Annotated in this window: 17 protein-coding genes; 9 read left to right on the plus strand and 8 right to left on the minus strand. The window is 63.9% G+C overall.

What is annotated here, in order from left to right:
* The first annotated feature begins 108 nt into the window (after positions 1 to 108).
* Together AC1D08_RS16030 and AC1D08_RS16035 are read left to right on the plus strand one after the other, a co-directional pair.
* The gene (locus AC1D08_RS16030; protein ID WP_095089467.1) at positions 109 to 789 is read left to right on the plus strand and encodes an amino acid ABC transporter permease; all 681 of its coding nucleotides are present in this window, start codon (positions 109 to 111) and stop codon (positions 787 to 789) included.
* Positions 786 to 1,559, plus strand: a complete 774-nt coding sequence (locus tag AC1D08_RS16035; RefSeq protein WP_457155751.1) for an amino acid ABC transporter ATP-binding protein — start codon at positions 786 to 788, stop codon at positions 1,557 to 1,559. Before AC1D08_RS16030 ends, AC1D08_RS16035 begins: the two co-directional genes overlap by 4 nt.
* 85 nt (positions 1,560 to 1,644) lie before the next feature.
* Here the strand turns inward: AC1D08_RS16035 and AC1D08_RS16040 are convergent, their stop codons facing one another.
* The 6 genes from AC1D08_RS16040 to AC1D08_RS16065 form a co-directional block, all read right to left on the minus strand.
* Positions 1,645 to 2,226 (minus strand): CarD family transcriptional regulator, encoded by a 582-nt coding sequence (locus AC1D08_RS16040; protein ID WP_457155799.1) that lies wholly within the window; start codon positions 2,224 to 2,226, stop codon positions 1,645 to 1,647.
* Positions 2,227 to 2,596: 370 nt separating this feature from the next.
* Complete coding sequence (gene fdxA, locus AC1D08_RS16045) at positions 2,597 to 2,935, minus strand: ferredoxin FdxA (protein ID WP_095089463.1); 339 nt, start codon at positions 2,933 to 2,935, stop codon at positions 2,597 to 2,599.
* Between the two features lie 234 nt (positions 2,936 to 3,169).
* The gene (locus tag AC1D08_RS16050; protein ID WP_095089461.1) at positions 3,170 to 3,568 is read right to left on the minus strand and encodes an RNA-binding S4 domain-containing protein; all 399 of its coding nucleotides are present in this window, start codon (positions 3,566 to 3,568) and stop codon (positions 3,170 to 3,172) included.
* 17 nt (positions 3,569 to 3,585) lie between these two features.
* Positions 3,586 to 6,981, minus strand: coding sequence for a helicase-related protein (locus AC1D08_RS16055; protein WP_457151521.1), 3,396 nt, complete (start codon positions 6,979 to 6,981; stop codon positions 3,586 to 3,588).
* Between the two features lie 774 nt (positions 6,982 to 7,755).
* The gene (gene phbB / locus AC1D08_RS16060) at positions 7,756 to 8,481 is read right to left on the minus strand and encodes an acetoacetyl-CoA reductase (protein ID WP_477227704.1); all 726 of its coding nucleotides are present in this window, start codon (positions 8,479 to 8,481) and stop codon (positions 7,756 to 7,758) included.
* 93 nt (positions 8,482 to 8,574) lie between these two features.
* Entirely contained in the window at positions 8,575 to 9,753 is a 1,179-nt protein-coding gene (locus AC1D08_RS16065) for an acetyl-CoA C-acetyltransferase (RefSeq protein ID WP_457151519.1), read from the minus strand.
* 297 nt (positions 9,754 to 10,050) lie between these two features.
* On the opposite strand from AC1D08_RS16065, the gene phaR reads away from it, so the two are divergent.
* Positions 10,051 to 10,659, plus strand: coding sequence for a polyhydroxyalkanoate synthesis repressor PhaR (gene phaR / locus AC1D08_RS16070; protein WP_457151518.1), 609 nt, complete (start codon positions 10,051 to 10,053; stop codon positions 10,657 to 10,659).
* Positions 10,660 to 10,698: 39 nt separating this feature from the next.
* Here the strand turns inward: phaR and AC1D08_RS16075 are convergent, their stop codons facing one another.
* A complete protein-coding gene (locus tag AC1D08_RS16075) occupies positions 10,699 to 11,841 on the minus strand; it encodes a citrate/2-methylcitrate synthase (protein ID WP_457151517.1) in 1,143 nt (380 codons plus the stop codon).
* Positions 11,842 to 11,933: 92 nt separating this feature from the next.
* Between AC1D08_RS16075 and AC1D08_RS16080 the strand changes: the two genes are divergently transcribed.
* Both AC1D08_RS16080 and AC1D08_RS16085 read left to right on the plus strand, forming a co-directional pair.
* Positions 11,934 to 13,022 carry a citrate synthase/methylcitrate synthase gene (locus AC1D08_RS16080; RefSeq protein ID WP_457151516.1) on the plus strand — a complete coding sequence of 363 codons (1,089 nt, stop codon included), beginning with the start codon at positions 11,934 to 11,936 and terminating at the stop codon, positions 13,020 to 13,022.
* Positions 13,023 to 13,237: 215 nt separating this feature from the next.
* Positions 13,238 to 14,368: a patatin-like phospholipase family protein gene (locus AC1D08_RS16085; protein ID WP_095089447.1), complete on the plus strand. Its 1,131-nt coding sequence runs from the start codon at positions 13,238 to 13,240 to the stop codon at positions 14,366 to 14,368.
* A 28-nt stretch (positions 14,369 to 14,396) separates the two neighbouring features.
* On the opposite strand, the gene AC1D08_RS16090 is transcribed toward AC1D08_RS16085, so the two are convergent.
* Positions 14,397 to 14,996 (minus strand): TetR/AcrR family transcriptional regulator, encoded by a 600-nt coding sequence (locus AC1D08_RS16090; RefSeq protein WP_457151515.1) that lies wholly within the window; start codon positions 14,994 to 14,996, stop codon positions 14,397 to 14,399.
* A gap of 127 nt (positions 14,997 to 15,123) precedes the next feature.
* Here AC1D08_RS16090 and AC1D08_RS16095 point away from each other — a divergent pair, with 127 nt between their 5' ends.
* From AC1D08_RS16095 to AC1D08_RS16110, 4 genes are all read left to right on the plus strand, one after another.
* Positions 15,124 to 15,585 carry a (2Fe-2S)-binding protein gene (locus AC1D08_RS16095; RefSeq protein ID WP_457151514.1) on the plus strand — a complete coding sequence of 154 codons (462 nt, stop codon included), beginning with the start codon at positions 15,124 to 15,126 and terminating at the stop codon, positions 15,583 to 15,585.
* A gap of 2 nt (positions 15,586 to 15,587) precedes the next feature.
* Positions 15,588 to 17,861 carry a xanthine dehydrogenase family protein molybdopterin-binding subunit gene (locus AC1D08_RS16100; protein ID WP_457151513.1) on the plus strand — a complete coding sequence of 758 codons (2,274 nt, stop codon included), beginning with the start codon at positions 15,588 to 15,590 and terminating at the stop codon, positions 17,859 to 17,861.
* Complete coding sequence (locus AC1D08_RS16105) at positions 17,858 to 18,463, plus strand: hypothetical protein (RefSeq protein ID WP_477227708.1); 606 nt, start codon at positions 17,858 to 17,860, stop codon at positions 18,461 to 18,463. The genes AC1D08_RS16100 and AC1D08_RS16105 overlap by 4 nt, the downstream gene beginning before the upstream one ends.
* Before the next feature lie 157 nt (positions 18,464 to 18,620).
* Complete coding sequence (locus AC1D08_RS16110) at positions 18,621 to 19,793, plus strand: efflux RND transporter periplasmic adaptor subunit (protein WP_457151511.1); 1,173 nt, start codon at positions 18,621 to 18,623, stop codon at positions 19,791 to 19,793.
* Positions 19,794 to 19,830 lie beyond the last annotated feature (37 nt).

Genomic DNA, 19,830 nt, shown 5'->3' on the forward strand with positions numbered 1-19,830 from the left:
TGAGATATCAAGCGGCGAGCCGTCTTTGACGGTCCGCCGCTTTTGTCGTGATATGCCGAGCGCATTCGCGCTCTGATCAAGCCGCCTCGACCATTTGGAGGGTCTTACGTGCCGCACTGGCTGCAACTGATGCTGGAGTCGCTGCCTTCGCTGTTGTGGGCGGCCCTGATCTTCACCGTGCCGTTGACACTGCTGTCCTTCGTTCTCGGCTTGACGGTCGGACTCGGTGCAGCGCTTGCCCGGCTGTTCGGTCCGAAGCCGCTGGTCGCGCTTGTGCGCTTCTATGTCTGGATATTCCGCGGCACGCCGCTGCTGGTGCAGCTGTTCCTGATCTTCTACGGCCTGCCGTCGGTCGGCATCCTGCTTGACGCCTTCACCGCCGCATTGATCGGCTTCACGCTCAACATCGGCGCCTACACGTCGGAGATCATCCGCGCAGCAATAGGCTCGGTGCCGAAGGGCCAGTGGGAAGCCGCCTACTCGATAGGCATGACCTGGAGCCAGGCGATGCGGCGCACCATACTGCCGCAGGCCGGACGGGTCGCGGTGCCGCCGCTCTCCAACACCTTCATCTCGCTGGTCAAGGATACGTCGCTGGCCGCCGCCATCACCGTGCCGGAGATGTTCCAGGCGGCGCAGCGCATCGTCGCCACAACCTATGAGCCGCTGATCCTCTATGTCGAGGCGGCGATCCTCTATCTGGCGATGAGCTCGGTGCTGTCGGCCTTGCAGACGCGGCTGGAAGAACGACTCAACCGCTATGGCGGCTTCCTGGAGGCGCGCTCATGATCGGCCTCACCAACATCGAAAAGCGTTTCGGCGACAATCTCGTGCTGAAGGGCGTGACGGTCACCATCGCCGAAGGCAGCGTCACGGCGCTGGTCGGCCCTTCGGGTGGCGGCAAGAGCACGCTGCTGCGCTGCATCAACCTGCTGGAGATCCCGACATCCGGCACGGTGCGGATCGGCGACGAGACGCTCGAATTCCACCCCGGCAGCAAGGTTCCGTCCAGGGATATCCAGCGCCTGCGTCTGCAAACCGGCATGGTCTTCCAAAACTTCCAGCTGTTTCCGCATCGCACCGCGATCGAGAATGTCATGGAGGGGCTGGTGACGGTGCTGAAATGGCCAACGGAGCGGGCGCGCGAGCGGGCGCTCGCTTTGCTGGAAAAGGTCGGCATGGCACACAAGGCCGATGCTTGGCCGGCAACCCTGTCGGGCGGCCAGCAGCAGCGCGTGGCAATCGCCCGCGCGCTCGCCCCGTCGCCGAAAGTGCTGCTGTGCGACGAGCCGACCTCGGCGCTCGACCCGGAACTGGCGCAAGAGGTGGTCGACGTGCTCGGCAAGCTCGCCAGCGAAGGGACGACCATGGTGATGGCGACGCATGATCTGCGCCTCGCCTCCAAGATCGCCCAGGAGGTGGTCTTCCTCGATGCTGGCGTCATCGTCGAGAAAGGCCCGGCGGCCCTGCTGTTCGGCAATCCGGAACACCAGCGGACCAGGCGTTTCATTGCGACGCTGAAGCAAGAAGCGGAGAGGGAAGGCGGCGGCGAGGGGTAGGCGGCTACACGCTTCAGCCTATTGTCCCAGAAACAAAAAACCCGGCGCGAGGCCGGGTTTTTCATGGATTCAAAGCTGAAAAAGTTCAGGCAGCTTCTTCCTGCTCGGCTTCCTCATTATCGGCCTTGGCGCCCCGCTTAGGGCCCTTGTTGAGGTTGATCTCGATCAGGCGCACGGCTTCGGTTTCCGACATCCGGTTGACGGCCGCAATCTCGCGGGCCATGCGGTCGAGTGCCGCCTCGTAGAGCTGGCGTTCGGAATAGGACTGCTCGGGCTGGTTGTCGGCGCGGTAGAGGTCGCGCACAACTTCCGAGATCGAGATCAGGTCGCCGGAATTGATCTTCGCATCATACTCCTGGGCGCGGCGCGACCACATGGTGCGCTTGACGCGGGCGCGGCCCTGCACGACTTTCAGCGCGCGCTCGACATAATCCTCTTCCGACAGCTTGCGCATGCCGATGGAGGTCGCCTTGGCGACCGGCACCTTCAGACGCATCTTGTCCTTCTGGAAGTCGATGACGAACAGTTCCAGCTTGTGCCCAGCGACTTCCTGCTCGTCGATCGAGACGATCTGGCCGACGCCATGCGCCGGATAGACAATGTACTCGCCGGTCTTGAAACCGTGACGCGCAGCGGTGGACTTCTTCTGCGGGGTTATCGTTGCCATTGCGCCCTGAACTCCTTGTTGTGGTACCGGCGTCCTGCCGGCCCGAACTCGCGCGATCGGGGAAACCGATCGTTAGCCGCACAACAGATGAACCCATCCGGAAAAGCCGGGACCGGCAAACCGCAATAGTGCGACCGCCTGGCCCAGATTGCTCTGGTCCGGAATGAGATTTTCACCTTTCAGTGATTTGGGGCGTCTGCGCCATAAATCGACGTTGTGTCACCGGCATGTTTGGCTGATGTAACACAAAAAGTCGGAAGAATCAAGGTTTTGCTGCATAAGCGAAGGCCACAGTTAAGCGCCGCCTGTCAAGGCGCTTTATGTGGCCTGTCTCTTACCCAACGTAATACCAGCCTTTGCGGACCTGTTGTCAATCGCCTTCGCCGGGCTCGGCCGAGAAGTATTTCTCGAACTTACCGGCCTCGCCGTCGAAGGATTTGGCGTCGGCCGGAGGTTCCTTCTTGGCGGTGATATTGGGCCATTTCTCGGCGTATTCGGTGTTGATCTGCAACCATTTGTCGAGCCCTGACTCAGTGTCGGGCTTGATCGCGTCGGCCGGGCATTCCGGCTCGCAGACGCCGCAGTCGATGCACTCGTCGGGATGGATGACGAGCATGTTCTCGCCTTCGTAGAAACAATCGACCGGACAGACCTCGATGCAGTCCATATATTTGCATTTGATGCAATTGTCGGTCACGACATAGGTCATCGGTCGGCTCCGGGACGTCCCATTTTGTTGGGCTTTTTCCGTGAGGTAACGCCTTTGCCCGCCGCTTGCAAGGGCAGCCATGCCTGGTGGCATCGGCGTTTCCGAAATGGAATTCCAGACTGCAGGCCCGGTAGGGATCGGTCAGGTCCCGCGAAGTGCCTTGTTTGCCGGGTTCAGGGTTCGTTTTGTGCGTCTCGTTGCCCCAAAATCGTCGCGCACTTTTTGGCCGACCCATCAGTCATCACCAAGCAAGCGGTCGGTCTGGCGGCGTTCCTTCTTCGTCGGGCGGCCGCTGCCGGCCTCGCGCAGCGCCGGAATTGCATCGGGAGGGGCTTCGCCCGTCGGCGCGGGCGGCGGCGAGATATCCTCGTACAGCGTGCGTGCCTCCTCGGCCGGACCACGCCGCACGCCGGCGGTCAGCACCTTCCAGACGAAGATCCGACGATCAAGTGTGATGGTCAGGACGTCTCCAGGCTTGACCAGATCGGAGGCCTGCGCTGCTTTGTCGCGATTGATGCGAACCCGGCCGGCGACCACAAGTTTCGCCGCCAGCGAGCGCGATTTCACGGCGCGCGAGAAGAACAGCCATTTGTCGATGCGCTGGCGGTCTCGGGCAGCCGTTGGGGCAACCATCGACGCGAGCCCTGAGTCTACTTCTTCAGCTGGTCGCGCAAAGCCGCGAGCTTGGCGAAGGGCGAGTCCGGATCGAAGCGCACCGGGCGCTCCTCGCGCGGCTTCGGCTGGAAGGTCGGCTTTCCGCCGCCCTTGCCTCGATCGGGGCCGCCACCCTTGCCATCCGGCCTGCCGCCCTTCCAGTCGGGCCGACCTTCGCGTCGGTCGGGGCGCTCGCCTTGTGGGCGGCCTTCACGACGCTGCTCGCCCTCGCCCTGCGGCTTGGGCTTGAACTTCGAGCGGTCGAAGCGCGGCTTGCCGGTGCCGTCGCGCCGCCCCTCGTGGGCAGGACGTTCTCCAGGCGTGGCTGCGGCCGGCGCACCGGCAGCATCCGCAGGCGCGTCGTTTCGGCCGCGCGCCTGTCCGTTGCGCGAGCGATTGTTGCGGCCGGGATGGCGGGGGCGCTGTTCGAAACGGCCCTGACGCCACAACAGGATCGGCTTTGGGGCCTCGGCTTCCGGAGCGGGCTCGCTGGCGGCTGCATCGGCTACCACGACAGGCTCGTCCGACGTCACTTCAGCCGCGGGCGCAGCTTCGGAAACTGGCTCGGCCGATGCAGTCGCGACAGGTTCGGCTTCCGTCTCTGGCTCGGCAGCCAGCACGGGTTTGGCGACCGCGTCGGCGACGGCCTCCGTTGCTGCTTCTTCCGTGGCTTCGGCCGGCGCTTCGGGTTGTTCTTCCGCGACCGGCTCGGCCGCCGCTTCCGCTATGGTTTCGACAGGAATTTCGGCGGTGGCCTCGACAGCGGCAGCCGGCTCCGAACCTTCGACCGGCGCCTCCGCAGCCGCGTCGACCGCCGTGGCTTCCGCTGCCTTGGCCTGCTCGGCCCGTGTGGCCTCTTCAGCCGCGGCCTTCGCCGCCGCCGCTTCGCGCGCGGCATTGTCCTGCGCCTCGAGCCGCGCCTTGACCTCGACGGCCGGCTTCGGCTCGGCACGGTAGCCGAGACCTTTCAGGATCTCTTCCATGTCGTCGGCGGTGGCGCCGAGGATCGACATCATCGGCGGCGTCACCATGAAGGACTGGCCGTCATAGGCGCCGTCCGGCCGTTGGCCGAGACCAGGCTTCCAGTTGGTCGCCGGGCGGATCAAATCCGCCAGCCGCTCCAGAATGTCGATGCGCACCGCGCGGCGGCCGAGATTGCGGTAGCCGGCAAGCTTGTAGAAGGTCTTGTCGAAAGTGGGATCGATGACCACCGAGGTGCGGCCGGAGGCGAGTGCATGGACCACGTCGCCAAAGCCCGGCTTGTCCTTGCCGTCGTTCTTCAGCGCCCACAGCAGCGTCACCAGTCCGGCTGGCGCCGGCTTGATCAGCGCCGGCACGAAGACATGGTAGGCGCCGAAGCGCACGCCGAGCCGTCGAAGGGCTGCACGGCCCTCCTGGTCGAGCGACTTCATCTCCTCGGCAATGTCGCGGCGGTTGATGAGGCCGAAATTCTCAACCAGTTGGAAGGCGATACCGCGGCCGATGCCGGCAATCTGATCGCCGTTCTTCAGGTCGACCAGCGGCTTCAGCAGCAACTCGATCTGGAAATTGACGAAACGTTCGGCACGCGCCGCGACCTTGTCGCGCGCCGGGCCGGTCAACTGTTCGTCGGCCAGCAGCACGAGGCGCGGCTTGAGCGTGTCTTCGCCGGCAACCAGTGTGCCGATCGGCGCGCCGATCCAGCGCAGCGTGCCATCCGAGCCAAGTGCGATGTCGCCATTGGCGCTAGCACCGAAGCGTTCGGCGCGCGCCTCGAATTCGGCGGCCAGCGCCTTCTGGGCGGCGGTGCGCACCGCCTTGGCGTCTTCGCCGCCGGCGGTCTGGTCGGCGGTGAAGCGGAACCCTTGCAACTCGCCGACATGGTGGCCTTCGACAAGGACGGTTCCGGTAGGACTAATTTCGGCTTCAGGCATGGTATTTTCTCTAAGGCGCCGCATGAGGACGGAAGTCCTGCGGTCTACGAAGCGTTTCGTCAACCGCTCATGCAGCGCATCCGACAATCTGTCTTCGATTTCGCGCGTCTTTTCCTGCCAGTGTGCCTGATCGGCCAGCCAGCCGGGCCGGTTCGACACGAATGTCCAGGTGCGGATCTGGGCAATGCGATGCGACAGCGTGTCGATGTCGCCTTCGGTGGTGTCGGCGCGGCGCACCTGCTCGGCCATGTAATTTTCATCGACATGGCCATGCCGGGCGAGGTCCGTATAGATCGAAGCAATGAGGTCGGCATGCTGGGCCGGCGCGATCTTGCGGTAGTCGGGCAGCGCGCAGGCTTCCCACAGCAGCGCCACGCGTTTGGCGTTGGTGGCGAGTGCGCGGATGTCCTCGTCGCGCGACAAGTGCTCGAGCGCCTGCGCATCGACGGCAGGCAGTGCCCGCGTCAGCCCCTCGACCGGGGCGTTGGTCTCGATCGAGCGTTTCAGCGCGTCGAGGCTGGCGAAGTCGAAATGCGCGGTGCGCCACTGCAGCACCTTCACCGGGTCGAAGTCGTGGCCTTCGATCTTCTTGACCAGATCCTCGTCCAGCGGATCGACCTGGCCGGTGACGCCAAACGTGCCGTCGCGAAGATGCCGGCCGGCGCGGCCGGCGATCTGGCCAAGCTCGGCCGCCGTCAGGTTGCGATACTGATAGCCGTCGAACTTGCGGTTCTGGGCGAAGGCGACATGATCGAGATCAAGGTTGAGACCCATGCCGATGGCGTCGGTGGCGATCAGATAGTCGACGTCGCCCGACTGGAACAGCGCCACCTGGGCGTTGCGGGTGCGAGGCGACAGCGCGCCGAGCACGACGGCGGCGCCGCCCTGCTGGCGGCGGATCAATTCAGCGATGGCATAGACCTCGTCGGCGGAGAACGCGACGATCGCCGTGCGCCGCGGCAGCCGCGTCAGCTTCTTCGAGCCGGCATAGGCGAGATGCGAAAGCCTCGGCCGCGTCACCACGGAGACGCCCTTCAAGAGGCGCTGGAGGATGCCGTGCATGGTGGCCGCACCCAGCAGCAGCGTTTCCTGGCGGCCGCGCAGGTGCAGGATGCGGTCGGTGAAGATGTGGCCGCGCTCGAGATCGCTGGCCAACTGCACCTCGTCGATGGCGACGAAGGCGGCGTCGGTCTCGCGCGGCATGGCCTCGACGGTGCAGACCGAATATTTGGCGCCGGGCGGCTGGATCTTCTCCTCGCCGGTGATCAGCGCGACCTTGTGGGCGCCGACCTTTTCGCAGACGCGGCCATAGACCTCACGCGCAAGCAGCCTGAGCGGCAGGCCGATGATGCCGCTCTCGTGCGCCACCATGCGCTCGATGGCGAGATGGGTCTTGCCGGTGTTGGTCGGCCCAAGCACGGCGGTCACGTCACGGCCCGACAGGATCAGCGGCTCGGTATGTTTCGACTGGATGTTCATCGACCTGGAAATAAGGCTTTCTGGTCTCTCGTTGTCGGGAGCGTGCCTCAAGTGGCGCGTATGACAGGCGACACATAAGGATTTCGAGCGCGAAGCGAAAGCGGAATGTTCCACCGGCGGCTCGAAGTCGTCTCCTGTCAGGCTCCAGATTGGCTGCGGGTTAACAGTTGGAACGAGTCTGGAACGAATCGGACACGAATCAGTGACTCGACCAGATTCAGCTTTTGTTCACGGCTACATATGGATTTTGTGACCATGAGTCTCACCACATGCTGAATCAACGAACTGGCCCGTTTCATGCAGGGCGAGCTCTGCCGTTAACCTTTGCCGGCGAACGACTGGAATGCCTTGGTCAGCCTCATCCAAGATTATGAAATTGTTAACCTTTCCTAAACGGCGTTAAGGATTTGACGGGCGATTCCGGCTGTCGTCGTTAACACTCCGCTCAAAGCCGGAACGAACCGGCTACGAATCGGCGATGCCAGAATCTTCCCGTTTTGTTCACCCCAATATCTTGTGTTGCGAACAGCTTATCCACCAAGAATCCACAGGCTGCAGAGCCGCTTTTGCACAAGGCGGCCGGTGGCTGTTAACCTCTGCGTGCCGGATTGGGTCAGCAGCCGGCGTGGGGCAGGCCGAAGGCATAAAGCCGCCGGCAAAAGACGGACCGGTTTGCCGGCCCGTCGATCTCGCCACTCACACCGGCGCTTCTGCCGTCTGGACAGAAAATCGCTTCACACTTTTCCTGGGATGCTTCAGGCGAAGTGAATTGCTTCAGGCGAAGTATTGGCCGCCATTGGCTGTGATGGTCGAGCCGGTGATGAAGCCTGCATCTTCGGATGCGAGGAAGACGACGCAGCGCGCGATCTCTTCCGGCTCGCCGAGGCGACCGATCGGGATCTGCGGGATGATGCGCTCGTTGAGCACCTTCTCGTCGATCGCCTTGACCATTTCGGTGGCGATATAGCCGGGGCAGATGACATTGACGGTGATGCCGGCGCGGGCCCCTTCCTGGGCGAGCGCCTTCGAAAAGCCGATGTCGCCGGCCTTGGCGGCGGAATAATTCACCTGTCCGGCCTGGCCCTTCTGGCCGTTGATCGAGGAGATGGTGATGACACGGCCGAACTTGCGGTCGCGCATGCCGCTCCACAGCGGATGCGTCATGTTGAAGACGCCCGACAAATTGGTGTCGATGACCTCTTTCCACTGTTCGCGCGTGATCTTGTGGAACATGGCGTCGCGTGTGATGCCGGCATTGTTGACCAACACCGAGACCGGACCGAGATCAGCCTCGACCTGCTTGATGCCGGCGGTGCAGGAATCATAGTCGGCGACCGACCATTTGTAGACCGGGATGCCGGTCTCGGCCTTGAATTTCGCCGCCGCGTCGTCATTGCCGGCGTAGTTGGCGGCAACCGAATAGCCGGCGTTCTTCAATGCGATCGAGATCGCCGCGCCGATGCCGCGCGATCCGCCTGTGACGATTGCTACCTTGGTCATGCGTTTCCCCTATTTTGATATCGCCCTGTTGTCGGGCTTGGCAGGCACTGCATACCGACCGGGCGGCTCGCGCCGCCCGTTCAGGTGATATCCCTAGAGCGCTTCCACGCACATGGCGACGCCCATGCCGCCGCCGATGCACAGGGTGGCGAGGCCTTTCTTGGCGCCGCGCCGGCGCATCTCGAAAACCAGCGTGTTGAAGATGCGGGCACCCGACGCACCGATCGGATGGCCAATGGCAATGGCGCCGCCATTGACGTTGACGATCGAGGGATCCCAGCCCATGTCCTTGTTGACGGCGCAAGCCTGGGCGGCAAAGGCCTCGTTGGCCTCGATCAGGTCGAGATCGCCGACCGACCAGCCGGCCTTCTCCAATGCCTTGCGCGAAGCCGGTATCGGACCGGTGCCCATGATCTGGGGGTCGACGCCGGCGGTTGCCCAGGACACGATGCGCGCCAGCGGGGTGATGCCGCGCCTCACCGCTTCGGCTTCGCTCATCAGCACCGCACCGGCGGCGCCGTCATTGATGCCGGAGGCGTTGGCGGCGGTCACCGTACCGTCCTTGTCGAAAGCCGGCTTCAGCTTGGTCATGGCGTCGAGCGTGGCGCCGTGGCGGATGTACTCGTCCTGGTCGACAATGGTGTCGCCCTTCCTGCCCTTGATGGTGACGGCGACGATCTCGTCCTTGAACTTGCCGGCCTTCTGCGCCGCCTCGGCCTTGTTCTGCGAGGCGAGCGCGAACTGGTCCTGATCGTCGCGGGTGATCTGGAACTGACGAGCGACGTTTTCGGCGGTGTTGCCCATGTGGTAGCCGTTGAAGGCATCCCACAGTCCGTCCTTGATCATGGTGTCGATCAGCTTGAAGTCGCCCATCTTGACGCCGGCGCGCAGGTGCTGGGCATGCGCCGAAAGCGACATCGATTCCTGTCCGCCGGCGATGACCACCTTGGCATCGCCGGTGGCGATCTGCTGCATGCCGAGCGCAATGGCGCGAAGGCCCGAGCCGCAAACCTGGTTGAGGCCCCAGGCCGTGGTTTCCTTGGGCAAGCCGGCATTGATCGATGCCTGGCGGGCCGGGTTCTGACCCTGAGCGGCGGTCAGCACCTGGCCGAGGATGACCTCGTCGACCTCGCCTGGTTCGACACCGGCACGCGACAGCAGTTCCTTGATGACGATAGCACCGAGCTCATGCGCCGGGGTGGTGGCGAAAGCGCCGTTGAAGGAGCCGACCGGCGTGCGCGCCGCACTGGCAATGACGATGGAAGCGGACATTTTCTTCTCCAGACTTCAAGGGTGTTGTTCTGTCGTTGAGGACTTTTCTTGCCCTTTCCAGAACCCAAGTCAAACCGGAAATGGGCATGGCGCCCATGCGCTGCAAGCACATCGCACCTTGCGATGGCGCTACTCTGTCCGTTGCTGCGCAGCATATTTTGCCTGCTATGCAGCATTTAATGATGCCGCAGTGCACAAACTGCTTGGAATTGTGAGGCTTTTGCGCATATCCTCAAAAAAGGCACAATCGTTACCGGCGGCTTACTCGGGGGCGCCGGTGTCCCGGGGAGGATGCAGATGGCCGCGAAAGACGATCCGATCATCATCAAGAAATACGCCAATCGCCGCCTCTACAACACCGGCACCAGCACCTATGTGACGCTCGAGGACCTCGCCGAGATGGTCAAGAAGGGCGAGGAGTTCACCGTCCAGGACGCCAAGACCGGTGACGACATCACCCATCCGGTGCTGACCCAGATCATCTTCGAGCTGGAGAACAAGGATGGGCAGAACATGCTGCCGATCCCGTTCCTGCGCCAGCTGATCGCCTATTACGGCGACCAGATGCAGATGATCGTGCCAAGCTTCCTCGAACAGTCCATGCTGGCCTTCTCCAAGGAGCAGGAACGCTTTCGCGAGCAGATGAAGGGTGCGCTCGGCAAGTCGCCGCTGGACATGATGAAGATCACCACGCCGATCAAGGCGCTGGAGGAGCAGACGCGCCGCAACATGGAAATGTTCCAGAATGCAATGCGGCTGTTCACGCCCTTCCCGCCGCCGGGTTCCGCGCCAGCCGCGGCCCCGGCCGAGCCGGCCAGGAAGGAAACACCGGAAAAGCCCGACGACCTTCAGGATCTGAAGGATCAGATCGCCGCCATGCAGCGCAAGCTCGACACGATGTCGTGAGCGGTTCCGATCGAAAGACCCGCTAGCCGGCACATGCCGCTATAGCGGCAGCAATCCCTCATAGCGGCCGCGTGGCCTGATGACACTTCCACTTGTCAATTGTTCGATCGTGTGCGCGGCCCAGCCGACGCTGCGTGCGAGTGCGAACAGGCGGAACGGTGCATCGCGCGGCAAGCCAAGGCCGCGTGTCAGCACGGCCAATGCGAAGTCGATGTTCGGGCGCGCGCCGGTCGCGGCAAGGGCCGCATCACGCAGCGATTGAGAGAGATCATCGATGTCGATCACGCTCAGTAATGCCGCCGCGCGGGGATCGCCGTCGGGATAGAGCGGATGGCCGAAGCTCGGCAGCGGCCGGTCATGGCTGAGCCAGCGCCGGATCGCCGCCTCGGCACCGTGCCGCCCCGCATCCTCGGCCAGTTGCATCACCGCTTCGCCGGCGCCGCCATGGCGAGGGCCTGACAGTGTCGCCAACCCAGCGAGCAGGCAAGCGGCCATCGGCGCTCCGGTCGAGGCCGCGACGCGGGCGGCGAAGGTCGATGCGTTGAGTTCGTGGTCGGCGAGCAGGACGAGCGCGCGGCGGATCGCATCGGCTCCCGCTGCATCCACCGACCAGTCCCGCGCCAATCGCCGATGAACTGGGTCTGGTCCCGCTGATGCGCCCAAGGCGCTGGCCAACACGCCGACCGCGTGCGTGGCATCGGCATGCAGCGAGGTGGCGCTGCGCCCGAGTGAAGGCCGCCCCTGGCCGGCAAGCACGGCAAGTTGCGCAAAGGCCGAGGCCCTGCAGGGTTGGTGGGCCGCATCCGCCGCCGGCGCCCGGAAGGCCACCGGTTCTGGCAGCGCCCAGAGCACTGCCGCTGTTTCTTCCAGCGTGGCACTCGCTGAAAGCGCAACGGCGTCCTGGCCACGATAGACAAGATGACCGTGCAGGACGGTCGAGATCGAGGTGACGATCGACGGTTCGCCCCAGGCAATGGCGCTTTCGGCGATGGCCGACGGGCTGCGTCCACGCGCCCTTCGCGTTGCCAGTATCGCTATGTCGTCGGCACGATATTGGCTGCGGCGCGGATCGGCGCGGTCCGGTTGCATGCCGATGCGGCCGCGGCTGACATAGGCGTAGAGTGTCTGGGGCCGCACCTTGAGCCTTTCCAGCGCCTCTTCCCGCGACAACCACTCGGACATATCGAACTCTGATATTGATTATATTGATCAAGATTGATCGGCAGATTGCCTAGCCTTATCTCTGATACGGAAATGGATCAAGGAGGCAGGCTATGGCGAATGGGCTCGACGACGTTGTGGCGGCTGAAACCGTTCTCTCCGATGTGGATGGTCTTGGCGGCCATCTGACCATCCGCGGCCATTCCCTGCGGGACCTGGCCGGACGCTGGAGCTACGCGCAAGTGGTCAGCCTGCTGCTCGATGGCTTCTTCGAAGACCTTCCCGGCGATGCCGAACTGGCGCGAGCGCTGGGCCAGGCGCGCGCAGAAGTGTTCGAGCGGCTTTTGCCCTCATTGCCCTTGCTGACTCCGCTCGACGTCTACAGCGCCATGCGCGCCGGCATGGCGTTGCTGCCGGACGGCGAGACTTTGCCGGACGCGCTACGGCTGGTTGCGGCGCCTGCGGTGCTGACGCCGGCCCTGCTTCGCCTACGGCGCGATGAGACGCCCATCGCGCCGGACAGCCTGTGCGATCATGCCGCCGACATGTTGAGGATGCTCAGCGGTCGTGCCGCCTCGCCGGCGCTGGCGAAGGCGCTCGACACCTATCTGGTGACAGTCTGCGATCATGGCCTCAATGCCTCGACCTTCGCCACCCGCGTGGTCGCGTCGACGCAGGCCGGCTTGACATCGTCTGTGCTGGCCGGGCTCGGCGCGCTCAAGGGGCCGCTGCATGGCGGCGCGCCCGGTCCGGTGATCGAGATGCTGGATGCGATCGAGGCGCATGGCGATGCCGCCGGCTGGCTGCGCGACGAGGTCGCGCATGGCGAGCGCATCATGGGCTTCGGCCATCGCATCTACCGCGTGCGCGATCCGCGTGCCGACGTGCTGAAAGCGGTCGTGCGGCAACTCGGCGGCGAGAGCGAAACCGGTCGCCGGCTGGCCTTCGCGGAGACAGTGGAGCAGGCCGCGCTCGACGTGCTGCGGATCGCCAAGCCGTCGCGCTCATTGCAGACCAATGTCGAGTTCTACACCGCGCTGCTGCTGGAGGCGGCGGGTTTCCCCAAAGAGGCATTCAGCAACGTCTTCGCCGCCGGGCGTGTCGCCGGCTGGATTGCGCACGCCCGTGAACAGCAGACGACCGGACGGTTGATCCGGCCGCAGTCGCGCTATGTCGGGCCGGTGCCGGACCTCGTTGCCTGAGGCTGTCTGGCTGTTTCGATGGATGCCGCCTCCTCCGCTCCGAAGCGGCGAGGCGGTTCTTCATGAACGAAATTTCATGTGATCACGCGACCGTGTTCGTGTTCTTGCCTTGGTCAGGACTTATATGCTGCACTGCAACATAAGTCCGCTGTAACCGAACCGTCCCGATCCTCGGGCGTGATGAGGCCTGCAGCATCCAAAACGACAGGAACGCCATGACGAAAAACGGCAAGGCGGAGGAAACCAAGAAGATCAACATCGCGCTTCAGGGCGGCGGCTCGCACGGGGCCTTTTCCTGGGGTGTGCTCGACCGGCTGCTGGAGGATGGCAGGCTGGAGATCGCAGCGGTGTCCGGGACCAGCGCCGGCGCCATGAACGCGGTGGCGCTAGCCGACGGCTTCGTGCGTGGCGGCGTCGAGGGAGCACGGCAAAAGCTCGATGATTTCTGGCGCGCGGTGGCGGCAAAGGGCCGGTTCAGCCCGGTGCAGCGCATGCCGTGGGATGTCGCCTGGGGCAATTGGTCGATCGAGAACACGCCGGGCTATGTCTTCTTCGACACCATGTCGCGGGTATTTTCGCCTTATGTCGCCAATCCGCTCGGCCTCAACCCGCTGCGTGACGTCGTGCAGAAGGAGATTAATTTCGCCAATGTTCGCGCTTGCAAGTCGATGGAACTGTTCATTTCGGCGACCAATGTCGAAACCGGGCAGTTGCGCGTCTTTTCCGACGGCGAGATCGATCTCGACACGGTGATGGCCTCGGCTTGCCTGCCGCAACTGTTCCGCGCCGTCGAGATCAAGGGCGTACCCTATTGGGATGGCGGCTATGGCGGCAATCCGGCGCTTTATCCGTTCTTCAAGACGGCGGCGACCGAGGACGTGCTTCTGGTGCAGATCAATCCGGTGGTGCGGGAAGGAACGCCAAGGAGCGCCAACGAGATCCAGAACCGCATCGACGAGATCACCTTCAACGCCGGGCTGTTGCGCGAATTCCGCTCGATCGCCTTTGTCAAGGAGCTGATCGCCGCCGGCCGCCTGCCGCATGGCGAGTACCGCGACATCCGCATGCACCGCATCGATGCCGACGAGGCGTTCAAGGACCTGTCGGCGTCGTCGAAGGTCAATGCCGAATGGGCGTTCCTGAGCTATATGCGCGATCTCGGCCGCACCGCCGCCAGCGACTGGCTGGAGGAGAATTACGATGCGGTCGGCAAGCGCCCGACGCTCGACCTGTCAGGGGAGCTCGATGACGGCTTCAAGCCGGTGCGTGGTCCCGCACCTGGCCGGCGGGTCAAGGAATTCCTCGCTGTGCGCAAGAACCCGGAGGCAGAGCGCCGTCGCGCCTGACCCGAAAACACAGCCTGGCTTCTTGGCTTCATCCAGCTTTTAGGGTCAGGTCGATCACCCTGATCAGGGCGGCGGCGGCCTGCCGCTGCCCGCCTGGATCGCTGATCCGCGCCTTCATGCCCTCCAGCCCGTCGAGCAGCATGTCGGCAAGCAGTTGCGCCGACAGGCCCTTGGCGGTGAGATCGGCGCCGTTCCTGGCAGCCTCGCCGTCGATCGCGGCGGCGATATGTTCGACAAGACCGCCGCGCCAGCAGCCGACCAGATCGCCAAGGCTCGATTTCATGTCCAGCAATTCGGCGCCGTGCGGCGACGCAACGACCGCGCTCATCATCGAGATGAACGCCTCGTCGATGGCTCGCGTCATGCGTTCAGTGAAAGCGCCATCGCCGGCCAGGGCCATTTTCGCCGACTCGACCGAGCGCGACAGCACCATCATGGCGATGGCGCGGAAAATGTCGGTCTTGTTCTTGAACAGGAGATAGAGCGCCGGCCGCGACATGTCGGCGGCGCGGGCGATGTCGTCCATGGTGGTGCGGGAGAAGCCATAAGCCAAAAACACCTTCATTGCGCCGTCCAGGATACGGACGCGTTTGGGGTCAGCGGCGGCGATGTCTTCGATCTGATTCATGAGACAACATTATCCTGTAAAAATCTCAATTGACAAAATGACGTAATTTGTCAATCTGTATCGAGACGAAGCGACCCAAGAGGACGCTTCGCCTTTGGGCTGTGGACGACAACAAAAGGGTATCCCCATGCGCCTCACCGTCGATGGGCAGTCATTCGACATCAACGCCGATCCCGACATGCCGCTGCTGTGGGCGTTGCGCGATCTCATTGGCAAGACCGGACCGAAGTACGGCTGCGGCATCGCCGCCTGCGGCGCCTGCGCCGTGCATGTCGACGGTCAACCGGTGCGCTCCTGCTCGCTCCCGGTCGGCGAGGTCAGCGGCGCCGTCACCACCATTGAAGGCATTGGCACGGCGGACAAGCTCCATCCCGTGCAGCAGGCATGGCTGGAGGAACAGGTCGCGCAATGCGGCTACTGCCAGGCCGGCCAGATCATGAGCGCGGTGGCACTGCTCGACGAGGTCGCCGATCCCAGCGACGCCGACATCGACAACGCCATGGGCGGCAATCTCTGCCGCTGCGGCACCTATCCGAAGATCCGCTCGGCTATCAAGAAGGCTGCCGCACTCAAGACGGCGGGGCGCTGACCATGGCCAGTGTCGGAAAGATTGCTCGCCGCACGTTCCTGATCGGCGCGGCTGCCGTGGCGGGCGGCGTGGCCGTCGGCTACTACTATTATCGCAAACCGTTTCCGAACCCGCTCGAGACCGACCTCGGCAAGGGTGAGGCGACGTTCAACCCCTATGTGAAGATCGGCGCCGACAACACCATCACCATCGTGGCGCCGCGCGCCGAGATGGGGCAAGGCATTTCGACGACGCTGGCCGTCATGGTCGCCGAAGAGCTCGATGTCGGTCTCGATCAGGTCAAGGTCGAGCCCGGCCCGGCCTCCTATGCCTATTACAACGCCGCGATCCTCGAAGAGGGCGGCCCGTTCGCCTTCTTCGACGAGAGCATGACCGCGCAGGCGGTGCGCTCAGGTCTCGGCGTGGTCGGCAAGCTCCTTGCTATCCAGGCCACCGGCGGCTCGGCTTCGGTGCGCGACGGTTTCGACAAGATGCGCCAGGCGGGCGCCGCAGCCCGCCAATTGCTGATCGCCGCGGCGGCGCAGAAACTCGGCGTTGCCGCCGCCGACCTGGAAACGGCCAATGGGTCGATCCTGCATAAGGCATCTGGCAAGTCGCTGACCTATGGCGCGGTTGCCGCGGCTGCCGCCGCCATGGCACCGCCGGCCGAAGTCAGGCTCAAGGACAGGGCCGACTGGAAACTGCTGGGAAAGCCGCAGAAGCGCATCGACATGCTGACCAAGGTCACCGGGGCACCGATCTTCGGCATCGATGTCAGGCTGCCAGACATGCTCTACGGCACGGTCAAGATGAGCCCGCGCTTCTGGGCCAAGCCGGTCAAGGCGGATCTCGCCAAAGCCGAAAAAATGCCCGGCGTGATCAAGATCGTAGCGCTCGAGACGAATTACGGTCATGGCTTCGGCATCATCGCGGAAAATACCTGGGCGGCCTTCAAGGCGGCCGATGCCATCGACGCCCAATGGGCGGATCCCGAATATCCGCTCAGCAGCGCCGCCATTTCCGACGTGCTCAAACAGGCGCTCGGCACCAAGGGTTCGGCGATGCGTGACAATGGCGATGTCGATACCGCGTTTGCCGACGCGCCACGCGAAAGGATGGTCGAGGCAGACTATGCGGTGCCCTATCTGGCGCATGCGACGATGGAGCCGATGAACGCCACGGTGCGCTTCAAGGACGGTGCCCTCGACATCTGGTGCGGCAACCAGGCGCCGACCCTGGTGCGGCAGCTTTGCGCCAACGCGGTCGGCATCGAGCAAGACAAGGTCGCCGTGCACACCACCTTCATGGGCGGTGGTTTCGGCCGCCGCGTCGAGATGGACTACGCGCTGTGCGCCGCACTGATGGCGAAGGCGACAGACGGGCGTCCGGTCAAGGTGACGTGGACGCGTGAAGAAGACATGCGCCACGACGCCTACCGGCCGGCCGCAGTCGGCAAGTTCCAGGCGCGGCTCGGCGACGACGGCATGCCGGTCGCCGTCGACATGAAGATCGCCTCGCCATCCATGATGGCCAGCACCTTGCGCCGGCTTTTCCCCTCGATATCGCCGCTTGGACCCGACAAAAGCATCGTCGACGGCGCCTATGACCAGCCCTACACCATCCCGAACTATCGGGTGAGCGGTGTCGCCGCCCCTGTCTCCATTCCCGTCGGCTCCTGGCGATCGGTCGGCAGTTCGATCAACGGTTTCTTCCATGAGGGCTTCATGGACGAGATCGCCACAGCCGGCAAAATCGATCCGGTCGAGATGCGCAAGAGGCTGATGGCCGCCTATCCCTCGGCGGTGAAGGTGGTGGAGAAAGTCGCGGCGATGGCGAAATGGGGCGAGGCGCTGCCCGCCGGCAAGGCCAAGGGCATGGCCTTCACGCTGTCCTTCGGCAGTTGGGTCGGCGAGATCATCCAGGTGGCGGACACTCCGGCCGGCATCCGCATCGAAAAGGTGTGGATCGCCGCCGATGTCGGCACCGCGCTCGATCCGGGCATCATCGAGGCGCAGCTGATTTCCGCCGCTATCTACGGTCTTTCAGCGGCCATGGGACAGGAGATCACCTTCGCCGACGGTATGGTCGAACAGTCGAACTTCCACGATTTCGACGCCATGCGGATCTTTCAGTGCCCGGTCTTCGAAGTCGCCATCCTGGAAAATTTCCACAAGATCGGCGGCGTCGGCGAGGTTGGCACTCCGCCGGCCGCGCCGGCGCTGGCCAATGCCATCTTCGCGCTCACCGGCAAGCGCATCCGCACGCTGCCTTTATCGAAAACGGTGGCCTTCGCGTGAAGTGGCTCCTCATCATGCTGACGCCTGCTGCCATGCTCGTCCTCGCGGCGCCGTTCGCAACCGCACAGGAGAGCCAAACACCACCGAGCCAGACAGTCGACACGACCAAGGGCCTGTCCGAATGGGACAAGATTTATGCGGTGTTCTCACATCCGCGCTGCGCCGATTGTCATGTAGCGGACGACCGGCCGCGCTGGTCGGGTGCGCATTATGGCGGCACGCGCGTGCACGCCTTCAATGTCCAGCGCGGTGACGACGGATCGGGCTTCGGCAATCCTGGTCTGCGCTGCACGACTTGCCATTTCTCAAGCAATTCCAACGCATTGCACGGGCCGCCCGGAGCCGAGAACTGGCGCCTGGCGCCGGCCGAGATGGCCTGGTTCGGGAAATCCTCCGCCGAAATCTGCGCCCAGATCAAGGACCCGGCGCGCAATGGCGGTCGCAGTTTGGACGATATCGCGCTGCATGTTCGCGACGACAGGTTGGTCGGCTGGGGCTGGGCGCCGGGGTCGAACCGTGAGCCGGCTCCGGGTTCGGCTGAAACAACCTTTCAAGCGATCGAAAACTGGATGGCGGTGGGTTCACCTTGCCCTGTGCCGTAATGGTCTTGCAACTTTAAGGCTATATCGCGGTGCAACTTTGATGTAGAAGCGCGCTTCGCCGATCACGGCAAATTGAAGATGGCCCGGCGCGCACCCATATCGGCGACGCGCCCGCGTTATGAGGACGCTGGCCGAATCCGCAGTGGAAAAAACGACGATGAGAATCAGGTTTCACAAGCTTGCAGCCGTTGTTGTGCTCATTGGTTTCGCGGCCTGGATGGCGACGGGCGAGTTTTCGTCGGTCGGCAGCGTAGCCGCCAACAAAGCCAAGGCTGCCGAAGTCGAGAAGGGCAAGGCGCCGGACGCGAACAAGCCCAAGGCGGCTGAAGCCGAGCCGAAGGCCCCGTTGCGCACCGTCGCGGTGGTGACGCCGCCGCGCAAGACCTATGCGCGCGCCATTCGCATTTCCGGGTTGACCGAAGCCGACAAGCGGGCCGTGCTGGGGACGCGCGTTGCCGGTGTCATCGACAAGTTGCCGGTCAAGCAGGGCCAGCACGTCAAGACCGGGGATCTGGTGCTGATGCTTGCGGCCGAGGAAAAGATCTCCATGGTCGACAACGCCAAGCAATTGGTAGTGCAGCGCCAGGCTGAGTTGGACGCAGCTCTGCGACTGATGAAGTCAGGCAATTTGCCGAAGCTGCAGCTCGATACAGCGCGCTCGAACCTGACTTCTGCGCAGTCGATGCTGGAAACGGCACAGGCCTTACTCGAGCGCAATGAGGTGAGGGCACCTTTCGACGGCGTTATCGACCGAGTGCCGGTGGAACTCGGCAGTTCCATCATGGAGGGCGGCGAGGTGGCAACCATCCTCAAGCTTGACCCGGTGATCGCCCGCGGCGAAATCAGCGAGCGCGACCTCGGCTACCTCAAGCTCGGCGACAAGGCCAATGTCCGGCTGGTCAGCGGCCAGACGGTCGAAGGCACCGTGCGCTACATCAGCCGCGACGCCTCGTCGGCGACCCGCACTTTCCGCGTCGAGGTGGCGATCCCCAATGGCGACGGCTCCGTGCCCGCCGGCATGACGGCGGAAATCGCGCTCAACGCTCAACCGACCGACGCGGTCGTGCTGCCGCGCTCGGTGGTGACGCTGGGCGACAAGGGCGACCTCGGCATCCGTGCCGTCGGCAAGGACAACAAAGTGGCGTTCTTCCCGATCGACCTCGTCGACGACACACCGACCGGCCTTGTGCTCGGCGGCATCCCGGCCGACGCGCGCATCATCGTCGCCGGCCAGGAACTGGTGAAGGAAGGCGATGTGGTCAATCCGGTCGAGGCCGACCAGGCGACCCTCCGGAAGCTGCTGGGCGAGGCGACCGCCGGGACGCAGTAGCAGGGGTCGCGACGGACCAGCCCTGGGCGGGGACAAT

The organism is Mesorhizobium sp. P2_E6, from assembly GCF_056403835.1.